Annotated in this window: 8 protein-coding genes; 3 read left to right on the forward strand and 5 right to left on the reverse strand. The window is 71.9% G+C overall.

The window, feature by feature from the left end; translation table 11 throughout:
• Nucleotides 1-139: 139 nt before the first annotated feature.
• The 4 genes from ACFY00_RS19815 to ACFY00_RS19830 all read right to left on the reverse strand — a co-directional run bounded on the left by ACFY00_RS19815 (nt 140) and on the right by ACFY00_RS19830 (nt 7,356).
• Nucleotides 140-1,426, reverse strand: a complete 1,287-nt coding sequence (locus ACFY00_RS19815) for a ricin-type beta-trefoil lectin domain protein (RefSeq protein ID WP_388032792.1) — start codon at nt 1,424-1,426, stop codon at nt 140-142.
• A 268-nt stretch (nt 1,427-1,694) separates the two neighbouring features.
• Nucleotides 1,695-2,522, reverse strand: coding sequence for an alpha/beta hydrolase fold domain-containing protein (locus tag ACFY00_RS19820; RefSeq protein ID WP_388032793.1), 828 nt, complete (start codon nt 2,520-2,522; stop codon nt 1,695-1,697).
• 122 nt (nt 2,523-2,644) lie between these two features.
• Nucleotides 2,645-2,944, reverse strand: coding sequence for a hypothetical protein (locus ACFY00_RS19825; protein WP_388032794.1), 300 nt, complete (start codon nt 2,942-2,944; stop codon nt 2,645-2,647).
• Nucleotides 2,945-3,030: 86 nt separating this feature from the next.
• Complete coding sequence (locus ACFY00_RS19830) at nt 3,031-7,356, reverse strand: ricin-type beta-trefoil lectin domain protein (RefSeq protein WP_388032795.1); 4,326 nt, start codon at nt 7,354-7,356, stop codon at nt 3,031-3,033.
• Between the two features lie 665 nt (nt 7,357-8,021).
• Here ACFY00_RS19830 and ACFY00_RS19835 point away from each other — a divergent pair.
• On the forward strand, nt 8,022-15,290 hold the full coding sequence (locus ACFY00_RS19835) for a polymorphic toxin-type HINT domain-containing protein (RefSeq protein WP_388032796.1): 7,269 nt from the start codon (nt 8,022-8,024) through the stop codon (nt 15,288-15,290).
• Nucleotides 15,291-15,362: 72 nt separating this feature from the next.
• On the forward strand, nt 15,363-15,698 hold the full coding sequence (locus ACFY00_RS19840; RefSeq protein ID WP_388032797.1) for a hypothetical protein: 336 nt from the start codon (nt 15,363-15,365) through the stop codon (nt 15,696-15,698).
• Nucleotides 15,699-15,863: 165 nt separating this feature from the next.
• On the opposite strand, the gene ACFY00_RS19845 is transcribed toward ACFY00_RS19840, so the two are convergent.
• A complete protein-coding gene (locus ACFY00_RS19845) occupies nt 15,864-16,742 on the reverse strand; it encodes a glycosyltransferase family 2 protein (RefSeq protein ID WP_388032798.1) in 879 nt (292 codons plus the stop codon).
• A 182-nt stretch (nt 16,743-16,924) separates the two neighbouring features.
• Between ACFY00_RS19845 and ACFY00_RS19850 the strand changes: the two genes are divergently transcribed.
• Nucleotides 16,925-17,227, forward strand: coding sequence for a hypothetical protein (locus ACFY00_RS19850; protein ID WP_388032799.1), 303 nt, complete (start codon nt 16,925-16,927; stop codon nt 17,225-17,227).
• Nucleotides 17,228-17,280: the final 53 nt, after the last annotated feature.

The following is a 17,280-nucleotide window of genomic DNA, read 5'->3' on the forward strand; positions in this document are numbered from 1 at the left end:
CGGCCGACCGGTGGTGGGTGCGGAGGGACGGTCGGCCGCGCCGGGGGAGGGGCCGGTGGGGGCGGCCCGTGGCCGGTGCCGGTGCCGGTGCCGGTGCCGCGTCAGCGCGGGGCGCGTTCGGCGGCGTGGCGTCGTGCCGTCAGCCGAAGTACCACTTCTGCGCGCCGGTGCCGTTGCAGGTCCACAGCTGGAGCTTCGTCCCGTCGGCCGCGGAGCCGTTCGGGGAGTCCAGGCACTTCCCGGAGCCGGGGTTGAGGAGGTCGTTGCCGGAGCGGTGCGTCCACTGCTGGGCGCTGGTGCCGTTGCAGGTGTAGAGCTGGATGGCCGCGCCGTCGTTGTGGGAGGCGGCGGCGACGTCCAGGCACTTGCCGAGGGCGCGGACGGTGCCGTCGGTGCCGACCGTCCACTGCTGGGCGGCGTTGCCGGTGCAGTTGTGCAGCTGGATGGGGGTGCTGTCGGCGCTGGAGCCGCCCGCCACGTCCATGCACATGCCGCCGGGGCCGGTGATCCGCCCGGTGTAGGTGCCGGTGCTGCCGCCCCAGGTGGTGGTGTGGACGTAGTCGACGGTCATGGTCTGCGGGTAGGTGGAGGAGCCGTCCGGGTTGCCGGGCCAGTCGCCGCCGACCGCGAGGTTGAGGATCACGAAGAACGGGTGGTCGAACACCCAGCGGTTGCCGCCCAGGTCGGCGGGGGTGCGGGTCTGGTAGGCGGTGCCGTCCACCGACCAGGTGATGGCGGTGGGGCTCCAGTCGACCGCGAAGGTGTGGAAGGCGTCGGCGAAGGACTGCCCGGCGGGCAGGCTGTACGGCGCGCCGATCCCGGCCGCGCCGGAGTAGCCGGGGCCGTGGATGGTGCCGTGCACGGTGCCGGGCTCGCGGCCGATGTTCTCCATGACGTCGATCTCGCCGCTGTTGGGCCAGCCCGCGGTGGAGATGTCGTTGCCGAGCATCCAGAACGCGGGCCAGATGCCCTGCCCGCGCGGGATCTTGATCCGGGACTCGAAGTGCCCGTACGCCTGGGTGAAGGTGCGCGAGGTGTTCAGCCGGGCGGAGGTGTACTGGCAGGTGCCGTACCAGCAGGACAGCCCGGCGTCGGTGTTGCGCTTGGCGGTGATGACCAGGTGGCCCTGGCCGTCCAGCGCGGCGTTCGCGGCGCCCGCCGTGTAGTACTGCAACTCGTGGTTGCCGTTGCCCGAACCGCCGGTCTCCATCGTCCACTTGGCGGGGTCGACGGCCGAACCGGCCGGTCCGTCGAAGTCGTCGCCCCAGCTACTGGCGGCCACCGGTGCGGCGGCCAGCGGGGCGACGGCGGTGGGGGCGGTGCCGGTGGGGGAGGAGCCGAACGGCGCGGCGGCCGCCAGGGCGGCGGTCAGGAGGAGCACGAATCCGCCGAGGGGCCAACGGCGCGTGCGTGGGGCAGCAGCCATGGTGGAATCCTTTGTCTGAGAGCGCTCTCTGCGGCGGGGCGCCTCCGCCGGTTGGCCTGAATCGTACGGACGGGATATCGGCATGGCAATGTCAAAGAACGGGGGATTTCTCGGACCTTTGACGACCTCTGGTCGCAACTCCCCTTCAGATCTTGAAAGCTGAGGCCGGAGCGGCCGCCGGGGTTCGTGAGAGCGCTCTCTGCGTGGGCGGCGGCTGCCCCGCCCCGGCCGATCGCCCGACCGGGGCGGCTCGCTGTCTGATGGCCGGTCAGTCTCCTTGCGCGGTACGGCCCGAGAGCTCGACCGACAGGAAGGCCACCGCGTCGTCGATCAGCCCCTCGGTGTCCGGGTACTCGCCGAAGCAGTGCCCGGCCCCCTCGACCGGCACCAGGACGGAGCGGGCGCCCGCCGCCAGCAGGCGCTCGTGCAGCGCCTCGGACTGGGACAGCGGCACCAGGTCGTCCTGCACGCCGTGCACCAGCAGGAACGGCGGAGCGGCGGGGGTGACCTGCCGGACCGGGCTGGCCCGGTTGGCCTCCGCGACGAGCTCGGACGAGCAGCCGCCCAGCAGTTGGGTGACCGGGGAGTCCGGCCCGTGGTGGTTCAGGGCGGCCAGGTCGGTGGGCGGGTACCAGCAGACGGCGGCCGTGACCGCGTCGGTGGTCAGCGCCGCGAGCGCGGCCAGCGTCCCGCCCGCGGACTCGCCCCACACCCCGAGCCGGTCGGTGTCCAGGCCGAGCTCCCCGGCGTACTCCCGCAGGTAGCGCAACGCGGCCGTCACGTCGTCGAGTTGGGCCGGGTAGTGGGCCTCGCCGGAGAGCCGGTAGTCGACCGTCGCGACCGCGAGGCCCGCCGCCACCAGCGCCTCGAACACCGAACCGGGCCGCAGCGTGCTCGGCAGGTAGCGGCGGTCGCCCTCCCGGAACGCGCCGCCGTGCAGCCACACCACCACCGGGAACGGCCCCTCCCCGGCCGGTACGTGCAGGTCCAGCAGCAGCGGGCGGAAGCCGGTGCGCAGCGCGTAGCTGACACCGTGGCGGGCGAGGCCGCCGTACGGCGACGGGACGGGGGCGACCGGGGGCAGAGAGAGATCCATGACGGCCCCGAGCACCCGCCCCCCGCCGTTCATTCCCGCCCGGCGGGGCGTCTCACAGGTCGAACGGTCCCGCAGCGTCCTGGGACCGACCCCGCGGCGGCCGGTGCGGAGCAGGCGGCGGGTCAGTGGGTGGTGGCGGCGCCGACGGCACCCGCGACCGCCAGCCAGAGCGCCGCGGCCGCGAGGTCGACGCCGAGCATGGCGAGTGCCTTGACGGGGGTGGACAGCTCCTTCCGGACGACCTTCAGGTTGGCCATCGCGGCGCCCGCGCCGAGGGCCGCGCCGACGGCGCCGAGGACGAGGACCAGGGCGAGGCCGAGGGGGAGGAAGGTGAGGAGGAGCTGCCAGTACGTCAGGCCGGCGAACGGGCCGCCGACCGCGCTGTACTTGTCGAGCGGGGTGGTGGAGGGCTGCTTGGGCACGATGGTTCCTTCGTGGTGGGGCGTACGGGGCGGGAAGCGGGGCTGCCCGGCCGACCGCTGTCGGCCGGGCAGCCCGGGTGGGACGGTCAGACGAGCGGGATGAAGGCCCAGGTCTGGGCGTTGGTCCTGTTGCAGTCCCAGAGTTGGAGCTGGGTGCCGTTGGCGGGGGAGCTGTTCGGGTCGTCGAGGCAGCGACCGGAGACGGGGTTGAGCAGGGAGCCGTCGGCGCGGGGGATCCAGCGCTGGTTGCCGCCGCCGCTGCAGGTGTAGAGCTCGACCAGGGTGCCGTTGGCGGTGCCGTTGGCGGTCGCGTCCAGGCACTTGCCGCCGAACCGCACGGTGCCGTCGTCCTTGATGGTGAAGTTCTGGGCGCCGCTGCCGTTGCAGTCCCAGATCTCGATGACGGTTCCGTCCGCGGTGCCTCCCCAGGCGGCGTCCATGCACTTGCCGGGGGCGACGGCGGAGACGAACGGTCCCGGGACGGATCCGCCGGGGGTGGTGGCGAAGGGGTAGACCGCGAGGTCCGCGACGGCGCCCTTGAAGGGGCCGGCGGCCGTGCCGTTGGCCTGGTGGTGGCCGATGACCACCGGGCCGGTGCCGGTGACGGCGGTGGTGTGGGTGCCGGTCGCGGCGAGGGCGCCGTTGACGTAGAGGGCCGTCTGGTGGGTGGTGGCGTTGTAGCTGGCCACCAGCTTGGTCCAGGCGCCGGTCCGGACACGGGCGGAGGAGTTGACGGTTTCGGTGGTCGCGTCGTAGGAGACCGTTCCCGCCGTGTCGGAGGTCGCCATGGCGAAGCGCCAGTTGACGCCGGAGGCGTCGGTGGCGGGCCACAGCTTGAAGTTGCTGGCCTGGGCGCCGTTCTGGCTGACGACGGTGCCGTCGGTGAGCTGGTCGGCGCGGGCCCAGGTGGAGACGGTGAACGACTTGGTGGTGTCGACGGTCAGGCCGTCCGCCTTGACCTCGCCGTTGTTGGTGGTCCCGGCGTTGAAGGTGGCGGCATTGGAGGGGGTGGTGGCGCTGGTGGCGCCGAAGGTGACGTCACCGCTGACCGTTCCGGGGTGGCTGCCCAGCGCGTCCGGGGTGTGGGTGGTGTCGGTGCTGCTGACGGGACCGGCCAGCGGGTAGCGGCCCAGGGGCGCCCGCGGGTCGCCGATCGCGTTGCCGGAGGCGAACCCGGTCACCTTGCCGGGGTGGCCGGTGGGGTCGCCGACCACGCCGGGCCAGATGACGATCCGGCCGGCGGTGTTCTGGGCGTACAGGTCCGCGATGCCGTCGCCGGTCAGGTCGCCGACCGATCCGGCCACCGGGTAGTCGGCGGCCGTGACGGTCGAGCCGATGGCCGTGCCGGCGCTCGGGTCGGACAGGGCGGAGTAGTCGTTGGCGCAGCCGTTGTTCGGGTTCTTGGTGATCGGGTAGGCCAGGATGCGGCCGGTGCTGCGCTCCCGGGCCCACAGGGTGGTCTGGGCGGTGGTGGCGGTGGTGCCGTTGCTGGTGCAGGTGGTGGTCCCGTTGGCCGGGCCGGGGCCGATCAGGTCGTAGTCGCTCCAGTCGAGGGAGGAGACCCGGGTGTCCTTGGTGGCCAGGAGGCGGATGTTGTTGCTGCCGGGGGAGAACAGCCAGAGCTTGCTGTCGATGACCGCGAGGACGGAGGTCTTGGCGGTGGGGGTGGTGGTCTCGTTGTCGGGGGATCCGACGGCGAGGACCTGGGTGGCGCCGGACCAGTCGGTGCCCAGGTCGCTCGGGCAGCCGGAGGTCTGGGTCGCGTCCACGGGCAGGCCGTCGGCGTTGGTGCAGGTGACCGGGCCCTGGGTGGTGGTGCCGTTGAGGTAGAAGGAGGTGCGGGTGTTGAAGGATCCGGTGCCGGCGTTCTGGTAGAGGAACAGCTGCGGGTTGCCGGCCGGGTGGGCGATCAGGTCGTCGACGGTGACGCCGCCGCGGAGTGAACTGCGGTGGGTGGTCTGCACGTTCTGCCAGGTGCCGGTCGGCGAGGTGGCGGCCGAGCCGGAGAGCCAGCCGGCGTTGACCGGGTCGGCGGTGTTCTGGACGAGCCGCAGGCCGCCGTTGCCGTCGGGCAGCAGGATGTCGGGCCGCTGGTCGCCGGTGATGTCGCCGTAGGTGGGTCCGTGGGCGGGGTTCCAGGGGGCGTAGAAGCTGTAGGCCGCGGGCTGGCTGTAGTTGCCGGCGTTGTCCTGGGCCTGGACGAAGAGCGTGTTGGTGCCCCAGTGCGGCGGGGTGAAGGCGTAGGTCGCCCTGCCCGTGGCGTCGGGCAGGGCGACGGTGTCGCTGGTGGTGGTGGCGTCGTTGCAGTGCCAGCCGGTGACCGGGGTGGAGGCGGTGCTGATCCGGTAGCAGGCCAGCCCGGAGGTGTCGCCGCCGCCTGCCGGGGCGGGGTCGGTCCCGGTGACGGTGAAGGTGCCGCTCTGGCCCGCGTAGGTGAGCGTGGCGGGGGCGGGGGAGCCGGACGGCGGGAACTGGGCGGAGCTGACGCTCACCGTCGGCGCGGTGCGGTCGAACCGGAAGTAGCAGGGCCCGACGACGGGTGAGGTGAGGGAGTCGTCGGTGGTGGTGGCCTGCCAGCGGTAGCGGTGACCGTCCGTCAGCAGGGAGCCGGGCAGGTTCACCCAGTTGTTGCCGTAGGCCGACGCGGGGGTGGACAGGGTCGGGAGCGCGCTGCCGGTGGTGTCGTCCCAGGTGGCGAATTTGTCGGTGAGGTTGACGCCGATCGGGGACCACTGGCTGACGGTCAGGGCGATGTTCTCGGCGGCGCCGATCCAGCCGGGATCGGCGCTGCCGGGGCAGTCCGCGCCGGTCGGGGTGCCCTTGCCGTCACCGCTGTTGGCGAAGCCTACGGAGGGGGAGGAGCGTGGCCACCACGCGCTGGGGGTGATGTCGTAGTTGGTGGCGATGGAGATGCTGCTCTGGACGTGGTGGCGGTAGGACATGTTGGTCTCGTCGTCGGGCGCGAGGCCGACCGTCCAGGTGCCCCACTTCTGCGAGGCGGCCTGCCGCATCTGCGCGGTCACGTCGAAGTTGATCGGGCCGGTGCCCTTGATCCACTGGGAGCCCCCGACCTTGCCGCAGCCGCCGAACGTCCCGCCGCCGTTGCACGGCTGGTTCTTCCAGGTGGTGGCGTCGTCGATGGTGCCGGTCCAGTAGAGGCCGATCGGGGTGTTGGTGTCCGGAGCCGAGGCTCCGTCGACGTTGACGCTCAGCTTGGAGTCGTAGACGGTCGGCGGGGCCGGGGCACCGCTGGGCTGGGTGTAGATGTTCGCGCTGACGCCGATGGTGAAGTAGGCGCGCTCGCGGCCGTGGCCGGGGCAGTTGGGGTAGCCGCAGTAGCCGATGCCGAGATCCTGGGCGCCGGTGCTGTAGTAGGTGGAGGTGGGGAGGTACTCCTGCACCTGGGTGGCGCCGATGGTCTTGCTCACCGCGCCGACGGTCGGGTCCAGGTACCAGGGGCCGGTGCCCTTGCCGAACGTCGCCTTGTCAGGGATGAGATCGATCCCGCTGCCGGTCGCCGCGACGCCCATCGAGGCGACGACGGCCGTGGCACCGGGGCCGGCCGCGTTCGACCCCGCGGCCTGCGGGGTGTCCTGCGGGGCGACCGCCGGCGAGCGCGGTGCGGCCGCGCCGCCGCCGGAGGCGAGCGGCACCGCGGACGAGACGGTGGAGTCCCACTGCAGCGGCGTGGGGGCCTGGAAGCGCACCTCGCCGCCGGAGTCCTTGAAGCTGACGTTGCCCGCCGGGTCGGCGGCCACCGTCAGGCCGGTGGTGGTGACCGGGAAGTGCAGGGTGGCGAGCCGGGGGTCCGCGGCCGCCGCCGCGGTCCTGACCACGATCACGTCCCGCCAGCCGCCGTTGGAGAGCGCACTGACCTGCAGGTCGACGTCGGGCAGCACACCGGCGTAGGTCGCCGTGGCTCCGTCCAGCGACGGTGCGGGCAGTGGGAACGGCGCGGTGACGGCCAGCTTCTTGCCGTCGGAGGTGGTGATCGTGGCGAACGGACCGGTGCCGCCCCCGGACAGCGTCAGGGAGTCCTGGGTGGCCGCCGGGCTGATCGTCCCGTCCGCGTTCCGGTGCAGCGTCGGGTCCAGGTCCACCCACGCACCGGCCCGCCGGGTCCGGACGGCCTGCGCGTTGTCGGTGGTGGTCAGCGTGCCGTTCGGGTTCGCCACCGTCCTGGACGACTCGGTCGTCATCGCGTCCACCACCACCGGCTGACCGGTGGACCTGGCCCGCGCCCGGGCGTCCTGGATCGCCTGCTGCTCCGGCGTCACGACGGGGGAGGCCGAGGAGGGCGAGGAGGGCGAGGCGGTGGGGGAGGCGGTGGCCGGATCGGCGTGGGCAGCGGGGACGCCGAAGAACCCGAGGCCGAGCGCGCCACAGGCGGCCAGCGACACCAGCCGGGGCAACCGGCCCGTTCCGGCGGACGACGGCCGCTGTGCACGAGGGATGGAACTTCGAGAGGACATCGAGGGGACTCAATCTCTGCGAGAACCGTATACGAGCGCTCCAGATGGTCTCCGGATAATCCACGGCTTGTGAAATCTCCATATCCGCATATGTCCGAACCGGTTCGACAGATTCCCCGTAACGATCCAGTGACGGTGAACCACCCGCGCGCGGCGAAAACCGAACAGGTCCGACATGTCGCGCCCGAACTCGATTTCCACCTTCCGGACGAATCCCCGCCTATCCCTCCGTACAAGCGGGGGAGGTGGGGAGAACGGGGGGATCACCGCTTCGCCTTCGGCGTCCTCCGCATACCATCGGATACCGCAGAGTTCACCCCAGGCGAGGGCAGCAGGGTCGATTCGGACGTACGCTGACACATCGTCAGCTGGAATTGCAAAGATTCGTTAAACCCTTTCGAGGGCGTCCGGTCCCCCCTGCCGCGACCTTTCCGATGTCTTTAGCATCTCCCCCGGTGCGCACTGGATCGCACACCGCGGGCGCACGTGCGCACGGGTTCATCGGATAACTGGAGATCGCCGTGAGGGCTTGGCGTACGAAGACGCCGGCGGGACGCTGGTTGTGGGGAAGGCACCGATGGCTGGGGATCTTCACCCTGCTGTCGGTGCTGACGGGTCTGCTGGCGGCGCCGTCCGCCGAGGCGTTGGCGGCCAAGCACCGGGGCAGGGACTGGAAGCCCAAGGCCGCGGTGACCGGTCTGGAGTCGGTGAAGGGCGCCGACCTGGTGCCGGCGAAGCCGAAGGCGCCGGACTTCCCGGTGCCCCGGGACTGGCAGCCCTCCGCGCAGACCGCGGCGGCGCCGAGCGGGAGCGCCGAGGTGGTCATCGGGTCCGGCTCGGCGGCGGCGAAGGAGGCTGCCGCCGCGACGGGCGGGGCCTCTCCCTCCTCCGGCGGCCGGGGCCTGGTGAAGGCCGGTTCGCTGCCGGTCGCCCTGGGCGTCGGCGGGGGCGGTTCGGCTGCCGCCCGCTCGGTCAAGGTCGAGGTCGCCGAGCAGGCGAAGGGCCGGGCGGCCGGGGTGAGCGGCCCCGTCGTCGCGCTGACGGACGGCACCGACCCCGACGCGAAGACGGACCGGAAGGTGACCGTCGAGCTGGACCTGAAGGCCTGGGGCGCGCAGTGGGCCGACCGCGCCCGGCTGGTCGCGCTGCCCGCCTGTGCGCTGACCACCCCCGACAAGCCCGAGTGCCGGGTGCAGACGCCGGTCGAGAGCAGGGTCGACGTCGCCTCCGGTCGCCTCAGCGCCGACGTCGTCCTGCCGGGCGCCACCTCGGGTGCGGTCAAGTCGTCGGCGAACGGCCCGGGCGGCACGCTCACGCAGGCGTCGTTCCCGACCGCTTCCGGCACCGCCGTGCAGGCCTCGGCGGGTACGGCCGCGCCGATGGTGCTGGCGGCCACCGCGAGCTCCTCGGGCGCCTCCGGCTCGTACCAGGCGACCTCGCTGTCGCCGTCCGCGGCCTGGAGCGCCGGAACGAACGTCGGCAACTTCACCTACTCCTACCCCGTCCAGGTGCCCGCGGGCATCGCCGGGGCGACGCCGTCGGTGGCCCTGTCCTACGACTCGTCGGCCCTGGACGGCAGGACCTCCTCGGCCAACGCGCAGTCCTCGTGGATCGGTGACGGCTGGGGGTACGAGCCCGGCTTCGTCGAGCGGTCCTACCAGAGCTGTTCGAAGGACGGCATCACCGGCTCCGCCGACCTGTGCTGGGGCGGCCAGAACGCCAGCATCTCGCTGGCCGGGCACTCCGGCACGCTGGTGCGCGACGACACCAGCGGCGTCTGGCACCTGATGGGCGACGACGGCACGAAGGTCGAGCTGCTGACCGGCGCACCCAACGGTCTGAAGAACGGCGAGTACTGGAAGGTCACCGTCGCCGACGGCACCCAGTACTGGTTCGGGCAGAACCACCTGCCCGGCGGCGACGGCACCGACCCGGCGACGAACTCCGCCTGGTCCGAGCCGGTGTACTCGCCCAACAGCGGCGACCCCTGCTACAACTCCACCACCGGCAAGGCGTCCTGGTGCAGCATGGGCTGGCGCTGGAACCTCGACTACGTCGTCGACCTCCACCAGAACCTGATCAGCTACACCTACGCCACCGAGACCAACAACTACAGCCGCGGTGCGGGCCAGAACAGCGGCAACGGCACCCTGACCCCGTACGTCCGGGCCGGCTACCCGACGCAGATCGCCTACGGCCAGCGCCTGCCCGAGCAGACCGCCGCCCACGGCACGCTCAACCCGGCCGCGAAGGTGGTCTTCACCACGTCCGAGCGGTGCCTGCCCTCGGGCCCGATCACCTGCGACCCCGCCCAGCGCACCGCCGCGAACGCCTCCTTCTGGCCCGACGTCCCGGTGGACCAGCTGTGCACCACCAGCTGCACCGTCCCCAACCCGAGCTTCTTCAGCACCAAGCGCCTGACCGGGATCTCCACCCAGGTCCTGGTCGGCACCGCCTACCGCACGGTCGACACCTGGACGCTCACGCACTCCTTCCCCGACCCCGGCGACGGCACCAAGCCCACGCTGTGGCTGGCCTCGATCCAGCGCACCGGCACCAACGGGCAGGCGGAGGCCAAGCTGCCCGCGGTGTCCTTCACCGCGCGCGAGCTCGCCAACCGCGTCGACGGCCTCGTCCCGGCGCAGCCCGCGTTCAACCGGCCGCGCATCCAGCAGATCACCACCGAGACCGGTGGGCAGATCACGGTCTCCTACTCCGACCCGGAGTGCTCGCGGGTCAACAACCACATGCCGTCCTCCGAGGACGGCAACACGATGGCCTGCCAGCCCGTGCACTGGTACCTGCCCGGCTCGTCCTCGCCGGACCCGGTGAACGACTGGTTCAACAAGTACCTGGTCACCGCCGTCGCCGAGCAGGACGCCGTCACCGGCTCACTGATGGTCAAGAAGACCTCCTACACCTACAACGGCGGCGCGGCCTGGCACCGCAACGACGCCGAGTGGACCGACCCGAAGACCCGCACCTGGGACAACTTCCGCGGCTACCAGTCGGTCGACACCTTCCTGGGCACCGGCAACGCCGGTGAGGCCCCCCGGACCCAGCAGCGGGTGACCTACCTGCGCGGCATGGACGGCGACGTGCTGGCCAACGGCACCAGGCGCAGCGTGAGCGTCGCCAACCCGCTCGGCGGCAGCGTCACCGACAGCGACTGGCTGGCGGGTTCGACGGTGGCCACCGAGGTCTACGACCAGGCCGGCGGCCAGGTCGTGGCCGTGAACGGCGGCACCAGCAACGGCCAGCAGGTCACCGCGACGCACAAGCAGAGCGGCGGCATGCCCGACCTGGTGGCCCGCTACCCGGCCTCCCAGATCACCTCGGTGGCCAAGAGCAAGCTCACCGACGGCAGTTGGCGCACCACGACGATGGTCGCCACCACCGACCCCGCGCACGCCAACCGCGAACTGCAGGTCGACGACAAGGGCGACGGCACCGCCGCCACCCCCGAGGTCTGCACCACCACCGGCTACGCCACCAGCAGCAACCCGGCCCTGGTGAACCTGGTGAGCGAGAAGAAGTCGGTCGCGGGCCCCTGCGGCACCGCGGCGAACGCCGCCACCACGCTCGCCGACGTCCGCACCCTGTACGACTCCAAGCCGTTCGGGCAGGCCGGAACGCTCGCCGAGGCCACCGGTGCCCAGACGCTCGACCACTACGACGCCGCCGGCAACCCGGTCTACGTCAACACCGCCACCACCACCTTCGACGTCTACGGCCGCCCGGTGTCCGACACCACCGGCGACGGCTCCACCTACGACGCCGCCGGCAACCAGCTGACCGGGCGCGACCCGGCCGCGAACGCCGCGAGGACCACCACCTCCTACACCCCGGCCACCGGGGCGATACCCACCACCGTCACCTCGACCAACCCGATGGGCGGCGGCTGGACCTCCACCGCCACCCAGGACCCCGGCCGCAACCTGCCGCTGACCTCCACCGACCTCAACGGCCGCACCACCACGCAGCAGTACGACGGCCTCGGCCGCCTGACCGCCGTGTGGCGCCCGGGCCGGGCCACCAACCTGTCCCCCGACAACAAGTTCTCCTACGCGGTCAACGGCGTCACCGCGCCCTCGGTCGTCACCTCGCAGAGCCACGTCGAGAGCGCCGGCGACGTCTACCTGACCACCACCCAGCTCTACGACGGCCTGGGCCGGATCCGGCAGACCCAGACCAACTCGGCGGCCACCTGGGAAGGGCGTCTGGTCACCGACACCTTCTACGACTCCCACGGCTGGGTGACCGGAACCTCCGACCCGCACTACGACAAGACCACCTCGCCGAACGGCACCGTCTTCGTCGCGGCCGACTACCAGGTCCTGGCGCAGACGCGGCTCACCTACGACGGCATGGGCCGGGTCACCAAGTCGGAGTTCAAGGCCAACGGGCAGCCCCAGTGGTCGACCACCACCGCCTACCCCGGTGCGGACCGCACCGACGTGACACCCCCCAGGGGCGGCACCCCGACCACCACCTTCAACGACGCCCGGGGCCGCACCACGGCGCTGTGGCAGTACCACGGCTCCACTCCCACCGGCAGCGCCGCCGACGCGGACGTCACCACGTACGCGTACACCCCGTCCGGCCAGACCGCCTCGCGCACCGACAGCCAGGGCAACACCTGGAGCTACGGCTACGACCTGCGCGGCCGGCTGGTCTCCTCCACCGACCCGGACACCGGCACCAGCCGCACCGCCTACGACGTGAACTCCCAGGTCGCCTCGACGACCAACGCCAAGGGCGACACCCTCGCCTACAGCTACGACCTGCTGGGCCGCAAGACCGGCCTGTACGCGGGCAGCGTCGCACCGGCCAACCAGCTGGCGGGCTGGACCTACGACACCGTCAGCGGAGCCAAGGGCCACCCGGCCTCCTCCACCCGGTACGTGGGCGGCGCCACCGGCAAGGCCTACACCACGGCGGTCACCGGGTACGACACCGACTACCGGGTCACCGGCAGCAGCGTCACCATCCCCTCCAGCGAAGGAAAGCTCGCCGGCACCTACACCACCACCAACGCCTACACCCCGGTCCTCGGACTGCTGGACCACACCAACCTGCCCGCCGTCGGCGGCCTGCCCGCCGAAGAGGTCGACTACCTCTACAGCGACACCGGCCTCATGTGGGGCTCCGCCGGTCTGAGCAGCCTGATCACCGACGTCCACTACGACGAACTCGGCCGCCCGACCCAGACCAAGCTCGGCGACGACGGCACCTTCGTCTCCTCCACCCAGACCTACGACCCCGCCACCGGACGCATCACCCAGTCCGTCCTGGAGCGGCAGACCTCCACCACCGCGGTGGACACCACCAACTACACCTACGACCCGGCCGGCCGGATCACCTCGGTCAGCGACATCCAGGGCCCCTCGGCCACCGACACCCAGTGCTTCACCTACGACCACCTGGGACGGCTCACCAACGCCTGGACCGACACCGCCGGCACCACCACGGCCCCCATGCCGTCCGTCCCGGGCATCGGCGCCTGCGTCAACGCCAACGGCCCGGCCACCACCCCCGGCCCGGCGAGCACGTCCAGCGTCGGCGGCCCCTCGCCGTACTGGCAGACCTACGGCTACGACGCCACCGGCAACCGCACCTCCCTGGTGCAGCACGACATCACCGGCAACACCGCCAAGGACGTCACCACCACCCAGACCTTCGGCGCGCCGAAGTCCGTCAACACCCCCACCACCGCGCCGAACACCGGCGGAGGCACCGGCGGCCCGCACGGCCTGCTGTCCACCTCCACCAAGTCGGCCTCCGGCACCACCGCGACCACCTACCAGTACGACGCGGTGGGCAACACCACCTCGATCACCGACACCAGCGGCACCACCACGCTCACCTGGGACGGCGAGGACAAGCTCGCCTCGGTCACCAAGACCGGCGAGGCCCAGGGCACGTCGTACCTGTACGACGCCGACGGCAACCAGCTCATCCGCCGCAACCCCGGCAAGACCACGCTGAACCTCGGCAGTGACGAACTCACCCTCGACACCACCACCAACACCCTGTCCGACGCCCGCTACTACGGCGCACCCGGCGGACTGACCATCACCCGCGTCACCTCCGACAACGGCAACGGCACCCTCGTCTACCAGTGCGCGGACCCGCACGGCACCAGCAGCGTCCAGATCGGCACCGACGCCGCCCAGACCGTCACCCGCCGCCCCACCGACCCGTTCGGCAACCCCCGCGGCACCCAGCCCGCACCGAACACCTGGTCCGGCGACAAGGGCTTCGTCGGGGGCACCCTCGACACCGCCACCGGCCTGACCAACCTCGGAGCCCGCGAGTACGACCCCGTCCACGGCCGCTTCGTCAACCCCGACCCGCTGCTCGACGAGGGCAGCCCCCAGCAGTGGAACGGCTACGCCTACAGCGGCAACAACCCGGTCAACAGCTCCGACCCCTCGGGCCTGATGACCAACGCCAACTCCGCCGACGGCGGGGAGTTCCTCGTCCCCCACCCGGAGGCCTTCTGCGTCACCCTGTCCTGCGCCCAGCAGACCAGCACGCCGGAGTACTGGCAGCAGAAGATCACCTCCGACGGCAACTTCGCCGCCGCACAACAGCAACGGGGCACCAGCAGCGACAACGGCAACGGCTCGGGCGGCAACGGCCGGGGAACCAAGAAGTGCACCGGCAACTTCCTCGAGAAGGGGATCTGCCACACCGGCAACGGACTGAAGCGGATCCAGAACTACACCACGGACCACCCCCTCGTCCGCGCCGTCGTCGTCGCCGTCGTCGAAGGAGTCGCCGGCGCCCTCTGCTACGGAGGCGGCATCGCCGGAGCCCTGGAGACCGGAGGCACCAGCGCGGTCGCGGCCGCCACCGGCTGCGCCGCAGCGGTCGGCGCCCTCGGAGCCGCCGTCGACAACGCGCTCGACGGCAACGCGGACCACTCCGCCGGAGGCATCCTCCAGGCGGAAGTCATCGGCGCCGTGACCTCCGTGGCGACCGAAGGCACCAGCGCGGTCCTGGGGCAGGAACTCAAGCAGGCCGGGAGCGCGGCAGCCAAGAAGATCGGAGGCTGGCTCGGCGGCGGCTGCAAGAACAGCTTCCCCGCCGGAACCGCCGTCCTCCTGGCCGACGGCACCGTCAAGCCCATCGACCAACTCACCGACGGCGACACCGTCCTGGCCACCGACCCGCAGACGGGCGAAACCCGCCCCGAACCGGTCACCGACACGATCGTCACCCCCGACGACACCGAGTTCACCGACCTCACCCTCACCACCAAGGCCGGCACCGAGGCCCTCACCTCCACCCAGCACCACCCCTACTGGGACCTCACCACCAACCGCTGGACCAACGCCGCCGACCTCAAGCCCGGCGACCACGTCCTCACCACCGACGGCCAGACCGTCACGGTCGAAACCGTCCACAACTACCGGACCGAACCCCGCACCGCCTACAACCTCACCATCGCCGACCTCCACACGTACTATGTGCTGGCCGGAACCACGCCCGTCCTGGTTCACAACTGCCCGCCAGGCATCGGGAGCATCTTCAAGAGGGCGAAGCAGGAAGGACCGGCTCCGAACGCGACGGTCCGCGACCTGGCGAGCATCGAAATCCGGGACGTTGGTGGGACGGCGGGCAGCAGCACACAGATGGACGCCCTGAAAGGGCTGAGCGACGATGACCTGCTGGCATCCGTGTTCACGCCCAAGAGCGGCCCCAAGGACGTTCTGACCGTGGGACTCCAGGAAAAGGTGCTGCAGAACGGCAACCACCGCGCCTACCTGCTGAAAGCGGCGGCAGACCGGCACAGGCGGACCGGCCAGGGGAAAATCACCTGGGACACTCCGATCTACATTCGAGACTACGAGCGATGGGCGGGCTAGCTGATGGCGGGTCGGTGGCCCGGGCGCACAGCGTCCGAGCGGTTGTCAGTGGCAGGAGCGCTGTCCTGCCTCATGGCGAACGGATTTCTGGAAATTCGCTACATGGCGGAGAACGGTCGCGTTTTCCGAGGGGTCGAGACCCTCGACCCCGACGAGCCCAGGGACAGCGATCCGACAGCCAGGACCGCCATGATTTCGGACGTCTGCCACGGGTTCGCCGAGGCGCTCGCCGAACCTCGAAACCGTCGGAGGGAACTGTTCGCCGCTGAGGCGGTCAGGTGGCGGTGGAAGTGTTCGGATGCCTCCGCCCGGCGTTGGATCCGAGCGAAACTGATGGATCGCGACACGGGCTACCGGAGCGTGATGGCCGGGATCGGGGTCGACCTGGACGACATCGACCCCGATTGACGGTGCACCGGTCGCCGGCCTGTTGCCACCGCGGCCGCGCCGCCGAAAGGCGGGACGAAAATCCGTGGTTCCCGGCAGCAGGTTCGGCGTGGGCCGGGCGAGTCTCCTCGGGCCGGGACTCTCCCGGCCCGAGGGGCTGCGCGGTGGACCCCGGCGGGGGCGGCCTCACAGCACCGGCGGCCGCCCCAGCCGGGTCATCCGGGCCACCGTGCGCCAGCGCATCGGGCGGCGGGGCGGGCACGGGGTGCGGACGCCCTCGGCGAAGCCGGCCGCCCAGGCGCGCAGGGCGGCGCGGGGCGGGCGGCGCAGGACGGTGACGGCGAGCCAGGCGCCGAGGTGGAGCGGGACGAGCGGGGCGGGCAGGTGGCGCTTGGCGAGCCAGACCCGGTTGCGGGCGGTGCGGCGGTAGTAGGTGGCGTGCCGGGCCGGGTCGGTGCGGGGGTGCTGGAGCAGCAGGTCGGCCCGGTAGTCGATCCGCCAGCCGGCGTCCAGGGCGCGCCAGGCGAAGTCGGTCTCCTCGTGGGCGTAGAAGAACTCGGCCGGGAACAGGCCCACTTGGTCGATCACCGACATCCGGATGGCGTGGCCCCCGCCGAGGAAGGTGGTGACCGGCCCGGAGCGCATCGGGTCGGCGTTGCCCAGCCGGGGCACGTGGCGGCGCTGGGTGAACCCGGTCTCGTCGGCGATCCGGAACGCCAGGACGCCGAGTCCCGGGTCGGCGGCGAACGCCTCGCGCACCAGCCGGAAGGTGTCGGTGCGCGGCAGCAGCCCGTCGTCGTCGAGCACCACCAGCACGTCGGTGCCGCCGAGTTCGCGCAGCCGCTCGATGCCCGCGTTGCGGCCGCCGGGGATGCCCAGGTTCTCCGGCAGCTCGATCACGTCCACCCAGTCGGGCTGCGGCGGCAGCGGGGTCCCCTGCCCCAGCAGCACCGTCCGCACCCCGTGCTCCGCCCCCTGCTGGGCGGCCACCGAGGCCAGCAGCGCGGCGAGTTCGGCGGGCCGGTCGCCCATGGTCAGCACCACCACGCCGAGTGTCGGTTCCATGCGATCGTGTCCCTTCGCGCGCCTGCCGGTCCGGCCCACGGTAGCCGTTGCCCAGCGCACCGTGGCGACCGTCCGCCGGTGACCGTCCGCCGGCGACCGCCCGGCATTGCGGCCCGCCCCGCCCGCGGGGAGGCTTGATCCAGCGGGCGGGTGCCCGTCCGCGGGAGCCGAGGAGGCCACCGGTGAGGTTCATCCAGATCATCGAGTACCGGACCGGGCGGATCGACGAGTTCAACGAGCTGCTGGACGAGTGGGTCGCCAGGAACGAGGGCCACCGCCTCGCCGTGCGCGCCCTGCAGACCAGGGACCGCGACGGCACCGACACCTACCTGAACATCGTCGAGTTCCCCTCGTACGAGGTGGCGATGGAGAACTCGCGGCGCCCCGAGACCGCCGAGTTCGCGGCCCGCGCCGCCGCGCTGTGCGACGGCCCGCCGACCTTCCGCAACCTGGACGTGATCGGCGACCGCACGCTGTCGGACTGAGCGGCGCGCCGGATCCCGGAAGGGGGCTGGTCAGCGCGGCCCCGGGTGCGCAG

Origin of the sequence: Kitasatospora sp. NPDC001540 (assembly GCF_042894345.1) — a bacterium.
Lineage (GTDB): Bacteria > Actinomycetota > Actinomycetes > Streptomycetales > Streptomycetaceae > Kitasatospora > Kitasatospora phosalacinea_C.